This window comes from Prosthecobacter sp. Pr1 (assembly GCF_057652315.1).
Genome location: NZ_JBYFBS010000018.1, coordinates 23357 through 42414, shown reverse-complemented (window position 1 = coordinate 42414; position 19058 = coordinate 23357). Strand labels below are relative to the sequence as shown.

The 19058-nt window shown below is 60.2% G+C and carries 17 protein-coding genes; 8 read left to right on the top strand and 9 right to left on the bottom strand.

Going from position 1 to position 19058, the window contains the following annotated elements:
* The 3 genes from AC24GY_RS23110 to hpf are packed head-to-tail and all read left to right on the top strand — an operon-like array spanning position 1 to position 2499.
* The gene (locus AC24GY_RS23110) at positions 1 to 1008 is read left to right on the top strand and encodes an LptA/OstA family protein (protein ID WP_422318790.1); all 1008 of its coding nucleotides are present in this window, start codon (positions 1 to 3) and stop codon (positions 1006 to 1008) included.
* A 2-nt stretch (positions 1009 to 1010) separates the two neighbouring features.
* Positions 1011 to 1859 carry an LPS export ABC transporter ATP-binding protein gene (gene lptB, locus AC24GY_RS23105; RefSeq protein WP_487687701.1) on the top strand — a complete coding sequence of 283 codons (849 nt, stop codon included), beginning with the start codon at positions 1011 to 1013 and terminating at the stop codon, positions 1857 to 1859.
* Between the two features lie 31 nt (positions 1860 to 1890).
* The gene (gene hpf / locus AC24GY_RS23100; protein ID WP_422318786.1) at positions 1891 to 2499 is read left to right on the top strand and encodes a ribosome hibernation-promoting factor, HPF/YfiA family; all 609 of its coding nucleotides are present in this window, start codon (positions 1891 to 1893) and stop codon (positions 2497 to 2499) included.
* A gap of 829 nt (positions 2500 to 3328) precedes the next feature.
* On the opposite strand, the gene AC24GY_RS23095 is transcribed toward hpf, so the two are convergent.
* From AC24GY_RS23095 to AC24GY_RS23085, 3 genes are all read right to left on the bottom strand, one after another.
* A complete protein-coding gene (locus AC24GY_RS23095) occupies positions 3329 to 5137 on the bottom strand; it encodes a bifunctional lysophospholipid acyltransferase family protein/GNAT family N-acetyltransferase (protein ID WP_487687698.1) in 1809 nt (602 codons plus the stop codon).
* Between the two features lie 83 nt (positions 5138 to 5220).
* Complete coding sequence (gene pyrF / locus AC24GY_RS23090; RefSeq protein ID WP_487687695.1) at positions 5221 to 5973, bottom strand: orotidine-5'-phosphate decarboxylase; 753 nt, start codon at positions 5971 to 5973, stop codon at positions 5221 to 5223.
* 422 nt (positions 5974 to 6395) lie between these two features.
* Positions 6396 to 6989, bottom strand: a complete 594-nt coding sequence (locus AC24GY_RS23085; protein ID WP_487687693.1) for a hypothetical protein — start codon at positions 6987 to 6989, stop codon at positions 6396 to 6398.
* A 77-nt stretch (positions 6990 to 7066) separates the two neighbouring features.
* On the opposite strand from AC24GY_RS23085, the gene purE reads away from it, so the two are divergent.
* The 4 genes from purE to AC24GY_RS23065 all read left to right on the top strand — a co-directional run bounded on the left by purE (position 7067) and on the right by AC24GY_RS23065 (position 9957).
* Positions 7067 to 7594: a 5-(carboxyamino)imidazole ribonucleotide mutase gene (purE, locus tag AC24GY_RS23080; protein ID WP_487687691.1), complete on the top strand. Its 528-nt coding sequence runs from the start codon at positions 7067 to 7069 to the stop codon at positions 7592 to 7594.
* On the top strand, positions 7591 to 8736 hold the full coding sequence (locus AC24GY_RS23075) for a 5-(carboxyamino)imidazole ribonucleotide synthase (protein WP_487687689.1): 1146 nt from the start codon (positions 7591 to 7593) through the stop codon (positions 8734 to 8736). The genes purE and AC24GY_RS23075 overlap by 4 nt, the downstream gene beginning before the upstream one ends.
* A 212-nt stretch (positions 8737 to 8948) precedes the next feature.
* The gene (locus AC24GY_RS23070) at positions 8949 to 9518 is read left to right on the top strand and encodes a transposase (protein WP_487687687.1); all 570 of its coding nucleotides are present in this window, start codon (positions 8949 to 8951) and stop codon (positions 9516 to 9518) included.
* 118 nt (positions 9519 to 9636) lie between these two features.
* Positions 9637 to 9957, top strand: a complete 321-nt coding sequence (locus AC24GY_RS23065) for a hypothetical protein (RefSeq protein WP_487687685.1) — start codon at positions 9637 to 9639, stop codon at positions 9955 to 9957.
* Here the strand turns inward: AC24GY_RS23065 and AC24GY_RS23060 are convergent.
* The 6 genes from AC24GY_RS23060 to AC24GY_RS23035 all read right to left on the bottom strand — a co-directional run bounded on the left by AC24GY_RS23060 (position 9935) and on the right by AC24GY_RS23035 (position 16107).
* Positions 9935 to 13204, bottom strand: coding sequence for a M56 family metallopeptidase (locus tag AC24GY_RS23060; protein ID WP_487687682.1), 3270 nt, complete (start codon positions 13202 to 13204; stop codon positions 9935 to 9937). The genes AC24GY_RS23065 and AC24GY_RS23060 overlap by 23 nt on opposite strands.
* Positions 13201 to 13587 carry a BlaI/MecI/CopY family transcriptional regulator gene (locus tag AC24GY_RS23055; protein ID WP_422318771.1) on the bottom strand — a complete coding sequence of 129 codons (387 nt, stop codon included), beginning with the start codon at positions 13585 to 13587 and terminating at the stop codon, positions 13201 to 13203. The genes AC24GY_RS23060 and AC24GY_RS23055 overlap by 4 nt, the downstream gene beginning before the upstream one ends.
* A 102-nt stretch (positions 13588 to 13689) precedes the next feature.
* Positions 13690 to 14259: an acyl carrier protein phosphodiesterase gene (locus AC24GY_RS23050; RefSeq protein WP_487687680.1), complete on the bottom strand. Its 570-nt coding sequence runs from the start codon at positions 14257 to 14259 to the stop codon at positions 13690 to 13692.
* A gap of 75 nt (positions 14260 to 14334) precedes the next feature.
* Positions 14335 to 14628 carry a type II toxin-antitoxin system RelE/ParE family toxin gene (locus AC24GY_RS23045; RefSeq protein WP_487687678.1) on the bottom strand — a complete coding sequence of 98 codons (294 nt, stop codon included), beginning with the start codon at positions 14626 to 14628 and terminating at the stop codon, positions 14335 to 14337.
* Positions 14625 to 14822 (bottom strand): hypothetical protein, encoded by a 198-nt coding sequence (locus AC24GY_RS23040; protein ID WP_461527577.1) that lies wholly within the window; start codon positions 14820 to 14822, stop codon positions 14625 to 14627. Before AC24GY_RS23040 ends, AC24GY_RS23045 begins: the two co-directional genes overlap by 4 nt.
* A 106-nt stretch (positions 14823 to 14928) precedes the next feature.
* Positions 14929 to 16107, bottom strand: a complete 1179-nt coding sequence (locus AC24GY_RS23035) for a Gfo/Idh/MocA family protein (protein ID WP_487687676.1) — start codon at positions 16105 to 16107, stop codon at positions 14929 to 14931.
* A gap of 127 nt (positions 16108 to 16234) precedes the next feature.
* Between AC24GY_RS23035 and AC24GY_RS23030 the strand changes: the two genes are divergently transcribed.
* Positions 16235 to 18829 (top strand): protein kinase domain-containing protein, encoded by a 2595-nt coding sequence (locus AC24GY_RS23030; protein WP_487687674.1) that lies wholly within the window; start codon positions 16235 to 16237, stop codon positions 18827 to 18829.
* Positions 18830 to 19058: the final 229 nt, after the last annotated feature.

Sequence of the window (19058 nt, the reverse complement as noted above, 5' to 3'; positions counted from 1 at the left end):
ATGAAGACGTCGTCCATACTGTACATTGCCCTGCTGGTCAGCAGCGTTGGCGCGTTGGCTCAAGGCCCCGGCGGCACACGCCCGCTCTTTGATTTTCGCAAAAAGAAGGTCGATGAAGACACCAAGGCCAAGGCGATCGATGCCGCCAAGGATGCCGTCAAACAGGTGCCGGACGCGGTGAAGGACAAGGCCAAGGAACTGCTCCTCTCGCCCGACAGCGCCGAGATGCGCCAGAAGGCCCTGCAGGCTGCCCAGTCGATGATCCAAGGCCAGGGCTCGGCTTCCAGCCCAACAGCGACGACGCCCCCCGCCGCCGCAGATACCCCCCCTGCTTCTGTGCCAGCACCAGCCCCCATGGTGGCTGTCGTTGAAGCTCCTCCTCCGCCGCCCCCGGGCCCGCAGCCCAAACCTCTGCAGCCCTTGAACTTGGACGAGGCCCCCAAGGCCACCAAAGGTCAGATCGACATCACCGCGACCAAGAGCTCCTTCTTTGATGCCAACAACAACTATGGCATTTTTACCGGCGACGTGAAAGCACGTCACCCCCAGATGTACATCGAATGTGAAGAGTTGGAGCTCTTCATGACCAAGCAGGAAGGCGGAGTCCTCGGCGCCCCCAAGCCCAAAAAGGTCGGCCCAGCGGCCAAAGACGCGGACATCCTCGCAGCCCCCAAAAAGCCTGCCAACACCGATCCCCCCATCGACAAGGCGGACGCCCGCGGCCCGATGGTTACCATCGAGAAAATTTCGGAAGACGGTGAACTGCAGATCGGCCACTGCAAGCACCTCATCTACGATGGCAAAACCAAGCAGACCACCCTCCTCGAATGGCCGCAGGTTCAGGCTGGCAATCAGCTGCACAAGGCCACCGAAGCAGGCTGTATCATGATCATCGACAAGAATGGCAAGCTGACCACCACAGGTGGCCATGAGACCCTCATCCTCCAGGGAGATGAAGTGACGCCTCGTAGGAGTGGCTCGAATTCGCCCGCACCCGCACCGCAGTGAACATGGCTCCGCGAAAGAAAAGAATGAAGGATGCTGGTGGCCGGGAATCCCTGCCCGCCTCAGAACGTGCAGAATCCTGGCAGACCGCGCCTGATGCGGGTACGCCAAGGCCCATCATTCCAGACGAGAACACCCTCCTGCACACCGAAGGATTGAAAAAAGTCTATGACGGCCGCGCCGTGGTCAATGGCGTGGACATCGAAGTCAAAAGCGGTGAGATTGTCGGCCTGCTCGGCCCCAACGGTGCCGGCAAGACCACCACCTTCTACATGATCGTCGGCCTCGTGCAGCCCAACGGCGGCAAGGTCATGTTCGATGGCAAGGACACCACCAATCAGCCGATGTACATGCGTTCCCGGCTCGGCATGGGCTACCTCCCGCAGGAGGAGTCCATCTTCCGCCGCCTCACCGTCCGCGAAAACATCATGGGCGTCATGGAGACTCAGCCCTACACGCGCCAGGAGCGTGAGGAGCAGACCCAGTCCCTGATGGAAAAGTTCGGCATCGACCATGTGGCGGACAATCTCGCCATCACCCTCAGCGGTGGTGAAAAGCGCCGCCTCACCATCGCCCGCTCCCTCGTCACCTCGCCCAAGCTGCTCATGCTCGATGAGCCCTTCAGCGGCGTTGATCCCATCGCCGTCAGCGAGATCCAGGAGATCATCCGCATGCTCCGCAGCGCCGGCCTCGCCATTCTCATCACCGACCACAACGTCCGTGAAACCCTCAACATCGTGGACCGCGCCTACCTCATCTTTGAGGGCAGGGTGCGCCGCCACGGCAGCAAAGACTTTCTCGTCAATGACGATGAAGCCCGTCGCCTCTATCTGGGCGAAGGGTTCACCATGTAATTTTTAGTCCAACCAAAAAAGGAGAACCACCATGCAAAAACACAACGTCAACCTCCCCATCATCGTCACCGCACGACACATGGAAGTCACCGATGCGATCCGCGATTACGCCCACAAAAAGATCGAAGGACTCCACCTTGATTACCCCCGCATCATTGAGGCCAAGGTCGTGCTCGACGTGCAGAACCATCACCGCCACATCGCGGAAATCATCCTTTTCTGCGCCGACCACATCGTCATTGAAGTGAAGTCCGTCACCGAAGACATCTATGCTTCGATCGACGAAAGCGCCGCCAAGATCGCCCGGCGCATGCGCAAGTACAAGACCCGCCTGCTCAAAAACCACCGCCCGCGCAAGGAAGTCTCCATCCGCCACATCGAGGAGCAGGTCTTCCATCAGGAAGTGCTGCACACCGAGGACGAGCACATTGAGCCCGCCTATGTGCACCAGGAAAAATACAAAATCCGTCCTCTCTATGCCGACGAAGCCATCATGGATCTCGAAATCAGCGAGCGTCCCTTCGTGATCTTCCACAATCAGAAGACCCACAAGCTCGCCCTCCTGTTCCGTCGCAAAGACGGCGACTACGGCCTCATCGAGCCCGAAATGGAAGCCGCCGCCAACGGCGCTGCCAAGTAAGGCAAAAACAGTCAATTAACTCACCCACGGAGCGGCCTGAATTCAGGCCGTTTCTTTTTTGTGGCTCGCCAGATACTGCCGGCAGCATGTATACCACAATACATTGAAAACGGGTCTATTTCGGAGCCGATGAAAGTTCGGCTCTGAAGAAGAGACTTTGTTTTCAGTTGGAGACTTCAAGGCAAATCGGGCAGCCAATGCTTGCATGCCCGCCATACGTAGGATGGGTGTGGCGACAGCCCGCCCGTCCATCAGCGTTCCACAAACATCGGGGCGTGCGAACACCCTCGTGGTCGGACGGTTTGGCGGAGGGAGTTGTGGAGTGAAGAAGCGGTTGCGACGCCAAACACATCCAACCTATGACCGGAGCGCCACGCTACCCGTACAAACCTGCTCAGACCCGTTTTCAATGGCGCGTGGTAGTACTTGGCTAGGAGCCGCAATTAATAGCATGCCATGCCATGAGTGATTGAAATGGAGCCTGGCTGAACCTGCTCAGTGAATGCACTTGCTCGCTGCTGACATGAGGCCTGAAGCTCCGCCATTCCTCGCCACGGTACTGCTCTCTTTCGTCATCCCGTTCCGCTTTACACCAGCCCCAAAGGGGCTGCGGATTACAGCCCAGGGTCAGCCGAGCCTCAGCGAGGAGACCCTGGGTTGGCTCCCACCAAATGGGAAAGCAAACCCAGCACATTCTTCATCCACCGCGTCCACCAGCAGCGTCATCCCGCCTCCCCGCCACAGGGATTGGCGAGCGTTGCCACACCCTCCCAAGTTCACCGGTGATGCCCGCGGACAAACCCGACTCACCCCACGGAGCGGCCTGAATTCAGGCCGCTTCTTTTTTGTGGCTCGCCAGATACTGCCGGCAGTTTTCTTCGCCCATGTACTTGGCCAGCAGCCGCGCATCCGTCTCCGTGAAATCGACCATGATCAGGCCATCCACCACAGACGAGAAATCCTTGTCCACGTTGAAGCTCAGCAGCGTCGCGTTCAGCTTCAGGTAGTGCTTCAGCAGAATCGGGATGCCCTTGCCGTCCGTCTCCAGGCTGGAGATCAGCGCCGAGCAGTCGTCCACGTTCTGCAGATCCGCGCTGATGAACTCGCGCATCATCCGGCGCGTGCGCATGTACCGGAACGGATTGCGCGCCTTCACAAAACTCGAGAGGTGCGGGTGCATCCGGTTGTCCTGCAAAAACTCCACGATCATCTTCCGTGACAGGCTGCTGTAGTCCTTGCTGATGCTCACCGGGCCAAACAGCTTCTTGTAATGCGGATTCCGCGCGATCCAGTGCGCGATGCCCTTCCACAGCAGCGGCAGGGAGGCCAGATTGCGCTGGTAGGCCTTGATGATGAAGCTGCGCCCCATCTCCACCGCATGCTCCAGATTCGCCAGGAACGGCTTTTCAAACCGGAACAGCGTGCTGGTGTACAGACCTTTGGAACCATACTCGCGCAGAATGATGTCCGCACGCCCGAGCCGGTAGGCCCCTGCCACCTGCTCCTTCTCCTCATCCCACAGAATCAGGTGCTCGTAGTACCGGTCGTACTTGTCGATGTCCACTTCGTTGCCGCTGCCCTCACCGACTTCACGGAAAGTGACTTCGCGCAGACGCCCGATCTCCGGCAGCAGCACCGGGATCTCATGCGAGTGCGCCTGATAGACCGACAAACCGCCCTGCCCGACCAGACGGCCGCCACGGGCACGGATGCGGTCGATCTCCTCCACCATGTGTGCCTGCGTCGTTTCAGACGGCGGTGTGATCGTGACGTTTTCACCCGTCACAGTCAGCTTGGCCGTCTCTTCCTTGCCACGTTGGTGCAGCACAAAAGTGTGAATGCGCAGGTAGCGCGTGAGTGATTCATCATCCTCAAATTTCTTCAGGCGCGAGAAGGGGATGGGCTGCCCCACGTTCATCTGCACCATCGTGTTGGCACGGTTGCAGAATTCACGCAGCAGCAGGCCGGTGCGCAGGCGCGGGTGGATCATCCCGGCGGCATGAAACAGCGCACTGTTGGTGCCGGGGAAGTAAACCGGCAGCACCGTCGCCTGAGTGCGGCGCACCAGGGAGCCCACATGGTTGCTCCACGCCGGTTCATCGATGCCGCGCCCGGGTTTGTAGGAGGCCACTTCACCTGCGGGGAAAATGATCAGCGCGCCACCACTGCGGAGCAAACGGATAGCCTCCTTCATCGGAGCCAGATTGCGCTTCGCGGAGCCTTCACCCCCAAAGGGGTCCACAGGGATCACGTGATCTGCCAGCTCCTTCATCGCCAGCAGCAGTGAATTCGTCATCACCTTCAGATCGGGCCGGAACTGCCCCGCCCAGCGGGCCAGCATGATGGGGTCGATCACCCCAAACGGATGATTGGCCACGATGATCAGCGGCCCCTGTTTCGGGAACTCAAACTCAGCCGGCAGATCCACTTCCTCCTGCAGGCTGAGCGAATGCGCCACGGAATCAAACCACGCGAAGGCATTCGGGTGCTGCGGGTGCATCTTGAACAGCCGCGCAGACTCCTCGTAGCATTCATTGAAACCGCGCAGCCCCAGCGCCTTTTCCAAGGCAGGGCCGACCAGTCGGTAGATTCGGCGCTGAAAAGGGGTTTTGAGATGCTCGCTGAGATCGATAACCATGAGAACGGCTCACCCATCCTCTCGAATGCGCTTCAATCAAGCGCCATCCGCGTTTCGATTTTGCCATTCTTAAAAATGAAAATTCAGTTGAGTGCATTCTGGATTTGACGCATCCAAAACTCCGCTCGGGCGGCAAAGGTCAGCTCATCCTTTTGATAAAGCACGCCCCGCGACACATTCACCAGCAGCGGCGCTTTCCGCCCGCTGCCCTTCAGCGCCGCCAGATCACCCCCCTGGGCGCCCAGACCCGGAATCAGCAGCGGCACATCGGGGATGTGGTCCAGCACATCCGGTGCCGCATTCGTCAAACCCACCACCAGGCCCGCCTGCGGATGCCCGGCGGTCATCGCGGCCACCAGTTCATACACCTGGCGGTCACCCGTGGGCTGCAGTTCGATGTCCTTCGCACCCGGATTCGAGGTCACCCCCAGCAGGTACAGCCCCTTGTCCGTGTATTTCAAAAACGGCTCCAGCGTGTCCCGGCCCATGTAGGCGTTCAGCGTCACCGCATCCACGTTCATCGCCTCAAAACACGCCTTGGCGTAATAACCCTGCGTCTCACCGATGTCCCCGCGCTTCACATCCAGCACCACCGGGATCTCCTTCGGGATCTCTTTCAAAATCTCCTCCAGCATCTTCATCCCGCGCCAGCCCAGCGCCTCAAAGTAGGCCGAGTTCGGCTTGAACGCCGCCGCATACGGTGCCGTCTGCTCGATCACATCCAGAATCCACCGCTTCGTCGATTCCTCCGCATTTTCCGCCCGCACATCCAGCCCCACGCAGAGATTGGACCCAGTCTTGGCGATGCGCTGATTCAGTTTGTCGAGAAAAGTCATGGCAAATGGCTTGGCACAGCCTGCGGCCTCGGGCAAGGGCCTTGGTAAACGATCACGAGGCCGGCTCTCAAAAAGATTGTCATCAATGCCACCCGGTTAAGGCCATGTTTCGTGCGCTTTGGCACCATTAGAACATCCTGCCCTCCCCGCTGGTCCCCTTGCAGAATAACACAATTTTTCGCCATTCCGCTCCGCACCACACCAGCTCCAACGGAGCTGCGTAATATAGCCCAGGGTTGGCGAGCCTTGGCGAGGCTACCCTGGGTTTCAGCCATCGAAGCCGGGAAGCAAACCCAGCGACGCGATGCACACAGCGTTCACCAGCAGCGTCTGCAACCAGTCCCGCTGCGTTCTTGCGCCATAATAACACAGCTCTCCGATGCCATCCAGAGAACCCGTCTGACAGCCGATGCCAATCAAAACTAAATTCCCTCAAAGGTCCTGACCTTAAAACGAACGTTCCCGTTGTGGCGGCTGAAATCGATCTTCTTCATCAAGCTGAGCAGTAAAACCTCCCGTTCCTGCCCTGGGTAATCCGAGGGCCCCTGCCACTTGTTCGCCGCTTGCAGCATGGCCAGCAAATGCACAAGCTTCTGTTCCACTCCGGCCTCATCCGGGACGAGATTCCGCAAGCGATGCAGGCTCCTCAGCAGCAGCAGCGGTCCAGCTAGGAAGGCCTGGCTCAGCGCATAAGCCAGTCCCGTCATCTTGGCTCCGCGGTGAGCACCTGCTGTTTCTGCGCCTCCGCCAAAATCATGATAAAAAGCTGACTCCGAGTAGCTTTGGAACCCCTCGCCGTTTTTCCAAGTACGCCAGCCACTGAAGGTGATGCAGGCCAGCCCCAGCATGGCTGTCCATGGAGCGGCCCTCGTGGACAAGGCGCATGAGTCTAAAACCATCGTCGCGCCCTGCTCGAAGAAAACCCACGCCAGCACATAGCACAGCACGCTGCCCGCCAGACCGAATACCCCCCACACGACCTGTCTGCGGTTGAATGCTGAAATCATGACCGGCACCCTATCAGGCCCGGGCAAATCTCATCCAGAAAAAATTTGTGTCGGGCCACCCTGCCGCCATTCTGCCACCTTTCCCGATGAGCAACACCGCCGCCAGCAAGCCCCTCGTGGGCATCATCATGGGCTCCAGTTCCGACTGGCCCACCCTCCAAAATGCCGCCCAGGTGCTCACCGACTTCGGCATCCCCTTTGAAAAGAAAGTCGTCAGCGCCCACCGCACGCCCCAGCTCCTCTACGATTACGCCACCACCGCCTCGGAGCGCGGTCTCAAATGCATCATCGCCGGTGCCGGCGGTGCCGCCCACCTCCCCGGCATGACCGCCAGCATGACCACCATCCCCGTCCTCGGCGTCCCCGTGCAAAGCCGCGCCCTCAGCGGCGTGGACAGCCTCTACTCCATCGTCCAGATGCCCGGCGGCATCCCCGTCGCCACCTTCGCCATTGGTAATGCAGGCGCCCTGAACGCCGGACTCTTCGCCGTCTCCATGCTCGCGAATGACAATCCCGAGCTCGTCGAAAAACTGAAAACCTTCCGCGAGCGCCAGACCCAAAAGGTGCTCGAAAGCCAGAAGGAACTCGAAGTCGAAGCCGCACCCAAGGCATGAAGTTCCCGCCTCCCTCGACCATCGGCGTCCTCGGCGGCGGCCAGCTCGGCCGCATGCTCGCCCTTGAGGCCCGCCGTGCCGGCCATCGCATCGCCATCTTCACCGACGAACACCAGGGCTGCCCCGCCGGCCAGTTCGCCGATGTCGAAATCAACGCCGCCTACGATAACACCGCCGCCCTGAACAACTTCCTGCAGCAGGTCGATGTCGTCACCGCCGAGTTCGAAAACATCCCCGGCACTTGCCTCGCCGCCGTCGAATCGGTAAAACCCCTGCGCCCCGGTGCCAAGGCCCTCATCACCACCCAGCACCGCGAGCGCGAAAAGAACTTCCTGCGCGATCAAGGCATCGCCTGCGCCCCCTTCCGGGTGATAGACGATCTCGCCGGACTCGAAGCCGCCGTCGCCGAACTCGGCCGCCCCTGCGTCATCAAAACCGCCGCCTTTGGCTACGACGGCAAAGGCCAGTGCAAAGTCACCGCCGAAACCAATCTTGCCGAAGCCTGGAGCGGCTTCACCGGCCAGCGCGCCGTCGTCGAGCAATGGGTCACCTTCGTCTGCGAAGTCTCCGTCGTCGGTGCCCGCGGCATCGATGGCAGCATGGCTACTCACGGCTGCGTCGAAAACCAGCACACCCACCACATCCTCGACGTCACCATCGCTCCCGCCCGTGTCGATCCCAAGATCACCGAGCAGGCCATCGCATTGTGGAAAGCCGTCGCCGAAGGCCTCGACTACGTCGGCACCATGGCCGTCGAAATGTTCGTCACCACCGCTGGCAAAGTCATCGTCAACGAAATCGCCCCTCGTCCCCACAACAGCGGCCACTACACCATCGACGCCTGCCGCACCAATCAGTTCCAGCAGCAGCAGCGCGCCATCTGCGGCCTCCCCCTCGGCGATGCCTCCCAGCACACTCCCGCCGTCATGATCAATCTCCTCGGCGACGTCTGGCCCGCCCCCCTCACGCACCCCGACTGGTCCCCCGTCCTCAATCACCCCCGCGCCAAGCTCCACCTCTACGGCAAACGCGAAGCCCGCCCCCGCCGCAAAATGGGCCACTTCACCGTCCTCGGCGACACCATCGACCAAGCCCTCCAAGACGCCCTCGCCATCCGTAAAGCTCTGGGAATCGGCGATTGAAGCATTCGCGAACGCGACAGCGTCTTGGAGTGCGGTGGGAAGCGCAGCGCCACACCGCTTTCGAGGAGGTGAAGAAAGCACTAAGTCCGGAAAACCCACGTCCGGCTGACAAAGCGGTGTCGCCGATGCAGGCTTGCGCCGTGCATCTCTGTCACCGCACTCCACGACGCTGCCGCGCTTGCGTCACCCTCATCATTTCGTAGCGTCATGCGATGCATCCCGATGCCGATTCCAAGCTCACATGGCCCCATGCACCGCTCCATCGCCTCGGAACACACGGCATCTACTTCGTCACAGCTGGTACTTATCTCAAAGAGCACCATTTCCGCAGAGCCGAGCGCCTCGCAGTACTGCATCGAGGCCTGCTCAAACTCTGCACTGACTTCGGCTGGCGCTTGGAAGCCTGGGCAGTGTTCTCCAATCATTACCACTTCATCGCCGAATCGCCTGCCACCGCAGAAACCCTTCCTGAAATGCTGGGCTCGCTTCATGAGAAAACAGCCAAATGGGCAAACAAGCTCGACCGTACACCCGGCAGAAAAGTCTGGCACAACTACCGCGAATCCCTGCTCACTTATGAGCGCTCCTATTTCGCACGCTTGAACTACACCCATCAGAATGCCGTAAAACACGGCCTGGTTTCCAAAGCCGCCGATTACCCATGGTGCTCCGCAGCTTGGTTCGAACGCCACACTAGCAAGCCAATGATCGAATCCATCTATCGTTTCAAAACACAGCGCATCCAAGTTCCCGACGACTACGAGGTTCACACGGACTGGTAAAAGAACGCGACAGCGTCGTGGAGTGCGGTGGGAAGCGAAGCGCCACACCGCTTTCGAACTGGTGTAGCACGCACAAAGTTCCAAGAACTCCGTCCGGCTGCCAAAAGCGGTGCCGCCGATGCAGGCTTGCGCCGTGCATCTCTGTCACCGCACTCCACGACGCTGTCGCGCACTCGTATGCGCCATGCTTCATCTCTCCAGCACCTCCCTCTTCAGCATCGGAAAAAACGCCTCAAAGTCCTCCCGAAACCCCTCATGCTGCGCCCCCCCGGCACCGCCAACGACGCCGCCAGATCAAACCGAAACTTCAGCCTTCGCGACATCCGCCCAGCGTCGCTTCAATGTCCGCCCCCGTCGCAAAATGGGCCACTTCACGTTGCTGGGTGACACCATTGAGAAGGAGTTCCAGGATGTGCTTACTTTGATGGCACCAGTTTGATCGTCATTGGCTCGGTCTGCTGCTTCGGTGTGAAGAGCGCCGTTTCGAACGATTCGTAGCCCTCCGCTGTGATGTGCAGCTTGTGGTCCTCGCGCATCCACCACACATCCAGCTTGAACGAGCCGTCACGAAAACTCTGCGTTTGTTCGCTCTTCCAGAAGATGTCATTCGCAGAGCGTCGGGTGTCGCCGGGAGTGACTTTGAACGACGTCACAGGCTGGCCGGTGTGTGCATCCAGCACCGTGCCGGTAAAGCGGATCGCCGGACGCAGCGTCACGGTCTGCAACTCCGCCACAGGCAGCAGCGGAAAGTCACGCAAGGCGATGTTGTCCTTCAAGATCTCCCATTTCACCTCATCCGCAGGCGCACCGTTCCACTCAAAGCGGCCCAGAGCATCCGTCGTGGCTTCAAACCACAGCGGGCGCTTCTGCTGCCAGCGGTTCGCCACCACCCACACTGACGGCACCGGTCGCCCGGCTTCATCGATGATCTGTACCCGCAGCACGCGGCCTTTCGTGAGTTGGGCGTCAAGCTTCACGGATTTGCCAGAGACGATTTCGATCTGCTTTGTCTGTGGCTCTAAGCTCGGCGCTTCGAAGGTGATCCAGTTCTTGCCCATTTCATGGGTGCGCACCCTGTAGCGACCGTCCGTCCCGGTTTTGGCCTGCGGCTTGTCCACATGACCATGACGGTCCTCACCCAGAGTCACCGCACAGCCCGCCACCGGCTTCCCAGTTTCATCCGTGACGAGGCCGCTCACCTCGGCACTCTCGCCATGCAGCACCACTTGGCTGCTGCCGTCACGCAGCGATTCGTAGGCCTGGCCTGTGGCGGTCCGGTAGTCCATCGCCATGCGTTGGTGATTCGGATGTTCCACCCGGATGATCGCGCCGCTGAGATCTTCCGCGTAGCCTGCCATGCTCCAGCGCCCGTCAGCACCGGTTTTCACAGTGTGGCTCGTGGCATGCACATCAGCAAAGACATTCCATCGCTGCGGGCCTCCCGTGTGTTGGATGTTCACCTCCGCACCACTCACTGGCTGTCCTTCCTCATTCACCACGCGCCCGCCGATGGGCTTTCCGGCGGGGTAAAGTTTCACCGTGTAGATTCCTGGCAGCTTCAGCGGATCTCCGTAGCGACTCCATTGAACACGTTGCATCACATAGCCAGCCTTCATGCCCCAGAAGCGCAGATGCTTCACCTCTTCGGGTGGCAGCGGGAGGCGCAGCATGCCATCGAGATCACTCATCGCCTCCAGACGCTTCCCTCCATTGACCTCATAGTGCACCTTGACCTCCGGCACCGGTTTTCCGGTCGCAGCGTGCACAAAACGCGTCTCCAGCTCCTCGCCATGCAAAGCCTTGCCATCGGTCGCCACATAGGGCGAGACCTCTTTTGGCGGCGGTGCCAGCAGCGTGGCGGGAATGCCAGAAATCGTCTCCAGCGAGGTGATCTGCCGCGTGTAGGTGCCCGGTCCGTCGCTGGAGTAATACTTCCACATCATGAGCATCGGATACGGCGTGCCGTCATCAAGCGCTGCCCACTTCTGCACAGACCACTCGACTGAAAACGGCTCCGGCCGCTTGGGGAAATACTGCCGGAACAATGCCAGCCCGCGCTGCTTCAGATCCATCTCCCAGTGCTCCATCTGCCCGCCACCGGGCCAGTGACGCTCGATCACGACACGATCGCTTTCCTCACGAATGACATGCCTGGTCAGCCCGAACTGCTTGCACCCGCTGGCAAGCATCTGCTGCAAAGCCTCCCTCAGTTCCCGCGCACGTGGCCGTGCCTCCCACAGCGAGAAGAATGCATCTTGCGGGTCCCTGCTGAAACGCACCTCATTCGACTCACTCCCTTCATAGCTCCAGCCACGCAAACCATCGGTGGCCTCGGTTTCGTCTTTGATGTACCACGGTGCCGCTCCAGCAGTCCACTGCGTCACACGCGGCCGGTATTCAGCGCGTGACTGCCGTGCGGACTCATCCACCCACGCCTCGATCACGCTGGGCTGGGGGCTGCGCACTGTTTCCTTGCCTTCAGCGATCCAGGTCTCCGTCAGTCTGACATGCACCCGCTGCAATTTCTCGATCTGCGGCTCCAACACGGCCAGACTGCGTTGAACAAGGTCCTTTTCGGCCTCGGTGAGCGGTTCGGATGGTTTTTCCGCCTGCATCACATGCCTTACTTCCACGCCCGCAGCCATCACTGCCGCCATGGCGGTCACCATGAGTGTCAGCTTCGCTTTGCGGCCAAAAACGCCGTGTTGCCCGGCACCGTTCAAGAGGGCCTTCACACGATTTTGAATGCTGCTGCGGCCCAGCATGGCCACGCCCGTCGCTGGCGCACTCACATCGCCCTCCGCAGCGATTTCCACGAGCACTTGCGCGTAATCCGTCGCTGCAATGTGCTGGGAAAGCGCACTCTCATCTGCGCTGAGCTCCGCTTCGGATGTCAACTGGCGTAGCGCCAGCCATGCGAGCGGATTCCACCACCACACCGATGCTGTGAGCCAGCCAAGCCACTGCCACGTTCCATCATGCCGCGAGTGATGCGCCATCTCGTGCAGGCACACGGCGCGCAGCTTCGCATCAGGCCATTCCGCAGCCGCCTCCGGCAGCCAGATGCACGCCTTGCGCCATCCTGTAACCACTGGCGAAACAAGCCCGCACACAAGACGGTGCCCTGTGGTGCGCAAAACACCCACAGTGTTTTTGCGCAGCCAAAAATGTCCGCACACTGCGCGAAATGCCCTCCAGGCCAGCAGCAGCAGCGCCACGAACCACCACCCATGAAACACGATCTGCTCAAGGCGCTCCATCCAAGGCACCCGCATGGTTGCCAGCGGCACATCAGGCCTTGCCGCAGTGGTGTAGGCAATGAGTGGAGCAGCGGCTTCAGTGACCGGCTGCGTATCGGGTGTTTTCTTTGCGAGAAGATCGAGTACCTGGGCTTGCGCCAGCGCCTGCGAGACCATGGGCGTCGGATACACATGCACATTCATCCGCCACGAATCCACGAATCGCGGAGCGAGCGCCCACAGCAGCACACTCAGCAGCGCCACGCTGCAGGCACGCCACATCCACAGACGCATCAGCGCCGGTTTCCGTCCCAGAAACGCCGTCACGCACCAGGTGAAGAGCACGATGGCCGTGCTCTTCATCGCCGCAGTGACCACAAACGTCAGCGCCGGATAGGTGAGGCCGCCGAGCAGCCACGAATGAATCAAAGTGAAGAACGGGTTCATTTCTCACGAGCCTCCTGGATGAGTTTCATCAACTGGTCAGCTTCCTCTTTCGAGAGCTTCGATCGGCGGTCGCCCAGCAGAGCCATTGCTGCAGCCCCGACAGAGTTGGAGAAAAAATCTCGCACCATCTGGTGCAGCGCTTTCACCCGCGCTTTTTCAGGCTCCATCGGCAGGGTAAACTCATCCGTGCGCCCATGCAGCGATTTCACCAGCAGTCCCTTTTCCACAAGGAGCCTCAGGATCGATCGCACCGCCGAGTACGTCGGCGCATCCGGCATGTCCTCCTCGATTTCTCGTGCCGTCGCCTTGCTGCGCCGCATCACGATTTCCAGCACCTGGCGCTCACGGCGGCTGACATTTTTGGAAGCTAGATTGTCCCACATAGATGTGTTGATAATTCAACACATCGGCATCCCGTCAAGCTCTATGTGTTGATATTTCAACACATAAATTTCTCATCAAAAGCTGCCGGATGCCCACTTTCATTAAAGCGTCACATGTGTCTTCACCTCCGGAAAGAACCCCTCAAAGTCCTCCCGAAACCCCTCATACTGCGCCTCCAGCACCGCCACTGACGCCGCCAGATCAAACGGAAACCGCAGCCTCCGCGACATCCGCCTCAGCGTCATCTCAATCCCCTCCAAAGTCGCGTAGGAGCACAGCCAGTCTCCTGCCCGCATGTGCGCCAGCACCGCGCACGCTTCCGCGGGAATGTGCTCCTGCACCTGCTGCACCGAGTCATAAAAACCGTGCACAAATTCTCCCAGCGGTTCCTTGCTATGCACATTCCAGCCCGCCGCCAGGAAGTGATCATAAAACACATCCGTCAGCACCCCGCCATAGCGTCGAAACGGCTTCTCAAACCGCCGCACACTCCGCCTCACCAGCGGATGTGCATCCGTGAACGCATCGATTGCCCGATGCCTCTCAATCCCCCGCTGAAACCCCTCCGGCAGCCCCACCATCTCCCACGGCCCCAACCAGTCCGGCAGCAAATTCCCCACCTGAAACTCCACCTCCGGCTCCGACAAGTAAAGATGGGCCAGCCAGTTCATTGAAGCAGGATGACCGATTTTCTGCGAAAATCGAGCCCTTCATATGTTCAGACACCTTGATTGGACTGAAGCGGACTAGCGCAGCTTTTTCGTATTTAAGCGCTGGGCAAAATGCACCAGCGTGACGATCTCCACCTCATCCAGAAGTACTCTGTAAATGATGCGGTAAGACGCTACATGAACTTCTCGCACATCCAAATCCGGTGCCTCATGGACTGGATGTCCCACCTGCGGATGAAGCGCGAGAACATCCATTCGTTCGATGATTCTGGCTGCCATCCGATCCGCATAAAACGCCGAATCCTTGGCGATGTAGGCCCGGATGGCCCGTAAATCTTTCCGTGCCTGGCTGGACCAGAAAACATTCACGCGACCCCGAATTCGCGTTTGATGCTGGCCTGTGAATGACGCCGGCCTGCATTCAAGTCAGCAAGACCGGCCTCGATCTTCTGACGCACAAAAATCTGCTGCATCACATCGTCCCATGAAGCAGAAGCGGGAAGCTTGTCGATCAACCTCCGAGCTTGGTTCTTGGCGCTGACTGCCTTGGTCTTAGCTTTCATAAATTAAGATGCCCTTGTTAGCGCATTTCTCAAGATCGCACTTTAACTCGCCAGGGTTGCAGAAAGCCAACGCCACGACGCTTCGCGCACTCGTATGTGTCAGCTCCTACACCTTCACCCACGTCTTTGACTCACTGCTCTCCAAGATCGCCTCGCACAGTTTGATTTCGTGGTGGCCGTCTTCGGCGGTGGCGAAGAGGACGGGGGTCTGCTTGCCGCTGGCGATGTGCTCGTAAATGGCACGGTAGTGCATCTTGTGGCCGTCGCTGAAGCCTTCGGCGTGGCCGGGGGGGTAGTCGGTGTAGTTGGCGACGTCTTCGAGGAAGCCGGGCGTGCCACGCTGCAGAATCTGATTTGGCTCATCGCGGCGCCCCAGCGTGATTTCGTTCGGCTGCTGCAGGTCCCAGCGTACGCTGCCCTTGGTGCCGTAGATGCCGAAGCTCAGGCTGCATTTCCAACCGGCGGCCACCTGCGAGATGCTTGCATTGGCATGCACACCATCTGCAAAACCATGCTTCGCTTTGCCAAATTTGAGCAGCACGCTGCCGAAATCCTCGGTGTCCACCGGGTAGTCCACCATCTTCTTCGGATCCACCTTCGCAAAGGTCTTCACCTCGCCTTTGGGGCGCTTGCGGGTTTTGTAGAAAGTCTCGATGTGGGCAAAGACACTCTGCGTTTTGGCACCGAGCACGAAGCCGACGGCGTCGATCCAATGAGTCCCGACATCGCCCACGGCGCGCAGTTTGCCGCCTTCGCTGGAAAGGATGCGCCAGTTGTAATCCGTTTCATGCAGCAGCCAGTCTTGGAAGAAGTGACCCTGCACGTGGATGATCTTGCCGAGGTCACCTCGGGCCACCATGGCGCGCATCTGGAGGATGGCGGGGAAGAAGCGGCACATGTAGTTCACTGCGAAAACCGGGCCCTTCTTGCCGCCTTTGCGCACGGCATCCACCACCATCTGCGTGTCCTTGGAGGTCATGCCCAGCGGCTTCTCACAGATGACGTGCTTGCCCATCTCCAGCGCATGCAGGCACTGCTCCACATGCACCTTGTTGGGTGAGGTGATGTGCACCACGTCGATGTTCGGGCTGGTGTACATCGCCTCATAATCGTAGTCGCCGTAGATTTCCGGGATGCCCCACAGATTGCCCACCTGGCGTGCGCTTTTGGTGGAGCCGCAGATGCCGTTCACGGTGACGCCGAGGCGTTTAAGTGCCTCAATATGAACAGGTCCGATGAAGCCGGTGCCGATCACGCCGGCGCGAAGTTGATGAAGGGGTGTCATGCGGGTGCAGTGAAGCGCGAGGAGGGGCTTGGTCAATGCAGCAAAGTACTCGCAGCATGATTTGGTGTATCGCGCTGTATGATTTGGTGGATCATGCTGCGTTCTTAAGGATACTCAGCGTTACTCCATGCCTCCCGATTCCACAGATTTCTCAGCTACCCCACCCGACGGTGGGGATGGACCGTTGGAAAGGGGAGATGAAAAGCCCGGCGATGTCCTGGGCGACTTTCGGCTGATCGAAAAGCTCGGTGAAGGCGGCTTCGGCCTCGTTTGGCGCGCGGAACAGACGCACCCCGTGCGGCGTGAGGTGGCACTGAAGCTCCTGAAGCGCGGCATGGACTCGCGCCAGATCCTCGCCCGCTTTGATCAGGAGCGTCGCATGCTCGCCGCCATGGAGCACCCCTGCATCGCCACCATGCTGGATGCGGGCATGTCCCCGGACGGGCGGCCCTTTTTTGTGATGGAACTGCTGCGCGGCAGGCCCATCACCGCGTTTTGTGAAGAGCGCCATCTGACGCTGCGGGAGCGCATCACGTTGTTCCGAGAGGTATGCAGTGGCGTGCAGCACGCGCACCAGAAGGGGGTCATCCACCGCGACCTCAAGCCTTCGAACATCCTCGTCACCGAGGTGGATGGGCGGCCCATGCCGAAGATCATCGACTTCGGCATCGCCAAGGCGCTCGCCTCTGGCGGCATCGAGGCCATGACCTTCGCCACGCAGGCGAATTTCGTGCTCGGCACCCCGCAGTACATGTCCCCGGAGCAGATCGAAGACGTGGGCAGTGTGGACACCCGGAGCGACATCTACGCGCTGGGCACCGTGCTCTACGAAATGCTCACCGGCAGCCCGCCCTTTGCCGAACTCACCCGGCAGGGCCAGACCCGCCAGGAGTTCTGGCGCATCGTGCGCGACAAAAATCCGCCGCGTCCTTCCACCAGTTTCACCACCACGATCCTTGCTGCGCCGTCATGCGCCCAAGAGAGGCGCATGGATGTGTCCAAGCTGCCCGCGGATCTCGACTGGATCGCCCTGCGCGCTCTCGAAAAAGAGCCCCAGCGCCGCTACCAAAGCGCCACCGAATTCGCCGCCGATTTGCAGTGCTTCCTCGATGGCGCACCCGTCTCCGCGCATCCGCCCAGCAAGACCTACATCGCCTCGCGCTGGATCAGACGGCATCGCGTGGCTTTTGCAGCGGCTTGCTTCAGTGTGCTGGCCTTGGTGAATGGCGCGGGCGTCGCCATCTGGCAGGCAAAGCTCGCATTTAAGGCGCAGGCACGGGCCGAGTCCGAGGCGCTGCGCAGTCGTGAGTCCGCCACCTTCCTCACCGGCCTGCTCGGGGAGGTGGCCGATGAAGTGCGCAATGGCAGGAACCCCGAGGCCCTGCGGCTGGCGCTCATCACCAGCCAGCAGCGCATTGAAGACATGCACGAGGACCCGGATCTGCAGATCGAGCTCATGGGCCAGGTGGCGCGTTTGTTCGATCTCATGAGCGACCGCAAGCTGTCTCTGGGTGCACTAAGACGCACAGCGGAGCTCACCGCTGCACGATTGGGGCCCGAAAATCCAGCGGCGCGTGAGGCTGCCTTTCAGCACCTCATCATGGCCGTGGATCACGGGTCCCGGATCGAGGCCGTGGATCTGCTCAAGACCCTGCGCACGCACATCGAGCAGCATGAGGGGCGTGGCAGCCAGAACTGGTTCCGGGCGCAGGGCATGCTGGTGCGCGCATGGACGAAGCTGCGCCGTGGCAAGGACGCGGCGCAGGCCAGTGCCGAGGCGGTGGCGGAAGCGCGCCAAAAGGAACTCAGTGGCGTGGCGCTGCACCGCATTCTCATGTCCCATGCCGAGGCGCTGGAGTCGGCCCGGGAGTTTGATGCGGCTGAGAAGCAGATTTTGGAATGTGTCTCCCAAGCCAAGAAGGATGGTGATATCGGGAAGCATCAGTGGGAGTTTGATATTCGGCTGGTGGAACTCATGATCCATCGTGGCAACCATGCGCGTGCCGCTGAAATGCATGGCATCGTGGTGCAGCGCCTCAAGCAGCAGCAGCTGGACGCCCCCAATCTGCCGCATCAGCTCATCTGGCTGGCGGAAATCGAAAATCACGCCCGTTTGCATGATCAGGCCATCCAGCACACGAATGAGGCCATCGAACTCATCAAGCAGCGCACGGCGGCCATCTCCAAGGAGGATGCACGCGCCAACACCCTGCGGGAGGACATGCAGGTCGCGTTTGAGACGCAGAGCGCCGCGTACTGCGGCTTGAAGCAACCTGAGGCAGCCCTTGCCGCGGCCAAGGAAGGCCTGCGCGTGGCGCAGCAGGGAGGCAATGAAACCTACATGACCCGCGCGCTGGCCGCACTGGCGGGGGCGCAGGAGTCCGCCGGGAATCTCGATGAGGCCTGGGAGCTGCACCACCAGCTCTATGAGAACCACGCGGAGCACAACGCCACCTATAAGAACCGTTTGGATGATTTGAGGGAAATGAGCCGCATCCGGCTGCGCCAGAAGCGTTTTGAGAACGCCCTCAAGCACGCCCGGGATGCCTGGCGCCAGACGCTGGCCGAGCCCTCGTCCAAACTTGAGCCGGATTTTCTGGAGTACATGGCTGACTTCGCCCTCAAGACCTGGAAGACCGTGCAGGCCGCCGATCCGGGGGTGGCGGTGCCGGAGGAGGTGGCAGCCTGGGAGAAAGCGGTGGGGGTTAAGGGGGCACCATGAGGGGGTAGAGGGTGAGGATGGAGGTCAAGAATCGTCATGGCACTGGGGAGTGACAGAGGGCGTTTTTGTGTGTCGGATTCGGCAATCTTGCAGGTTGGTTGCGGTTTGGGTGGGCTTGGGATGATTTGGAGAAGATTTGGACAGGATTAACAGGATGGCAGAATTTCAGGATTTTTGTGGATGGGGTTCAGGCACCCCTTGTCGGCGTGTGTCAGGGGCGGGGGGGGCT

Coding starts and splice junctions, on each gene's coding strand:
- pyrF (WP_487687695.1), bottom strand. CDS start 5,973: ATGACTTTTCTCGACAAACTGAATCAGCGCATCGCCAAGACTGGGTCC.
- AC24GY_RS23040 (WP_461527577.1), bottom strand. CDS start 14,822: ATGAAAGCTAAGACCAAGGCAGTCAGCGCCAAGAACCAAGCTCGGAGG.
- AC24GY_RS23050 (WP_487687680.1), bottom strand. CDS start 14,259: ATGAACTGGCTGGCCCATCTTTACTTGTCGGAGCCGGAGGTGGAGTTT.
- AC24GY_RS23110 (WP_422318790.1), top strand. CDS start 1: ATGAAGACGTCGTCCATACTGTACATTGCCCTGCTGGTCAGCAGCGTT.
- lptB (WP_487687701.1), top strand. CDS start 1,011: ATGGCTCCGCGAAAGAAAAGAATGAAGGATGCTGGTGGCCGGGAATCC.
- AC24GY_RS23075 (WP_487687689.1), top strand. CDS start 7,591: ATGAAGTTCCCGCCTCCCTCGACCATCGGCGTCCTCGGCGGCGGCCAG.
- purE (WP_487687691.1), top strand. CDS start 7,067: ATGAGCAACACCGCCGCCAGCAAGCCCCTCGTGGGCATCATCATGGGC.
- hpf (WP_422318786.1), top strand. CDS start 1,891: ATGCAAAAACACAACGTCAACCTCCCCATCATCGTCACCGCACGACAC.
- AC24GY_RS23055 (WP_422318771.1), bottom strand. CDS start 13,587: ATGTGGGACAATCTAGCTTCCAAAAATGTCAGCCGCCGTGAGCGCCAG.
- AC24GY_RS23070 (WP_487687687.1), top strand. CDS start 8,949: ATGCATCCCGATGCCGATTCCAAGCTCACATGGCCCCATGCACCGCTC.
- AC24GY_RS23065 (WP_487687685.1), top strand. CDS start 9,637: ATGCAGGCTTGCGCCGTGCATCTCTGTCACCGCACTCCACGACGCTGT.
- AC24GY_RS23035 (WP_487687676.1), bottom strand. CDS start 16,107: ATGACACCCCTTCATCAACTTCGCGCCGGCGTGATCGGCACCGGCTTC.
- AC24GY_RS23095 (WP_487687698.1), bottom strand. CDS start 5,137: ATGGTTATCGATCTCAGCGAGCATCTCAAAACCCCTTTTCAGCGCCGA.
- AC24GY_RS23030 (WP_487687674.1), top strand. CDS start 16,235: ATGCCTCCCGATTCCACAGATTTCTCAGCTACCCCACCCGACGGTGGG.
- AC24GY_RS23060 (WP_487687682.1), bottom strand. CDS start 13,204: ATGAACCCGTTCTTCACTTTGATTCATTCGTGGCTGCTCGGCGGCCTC.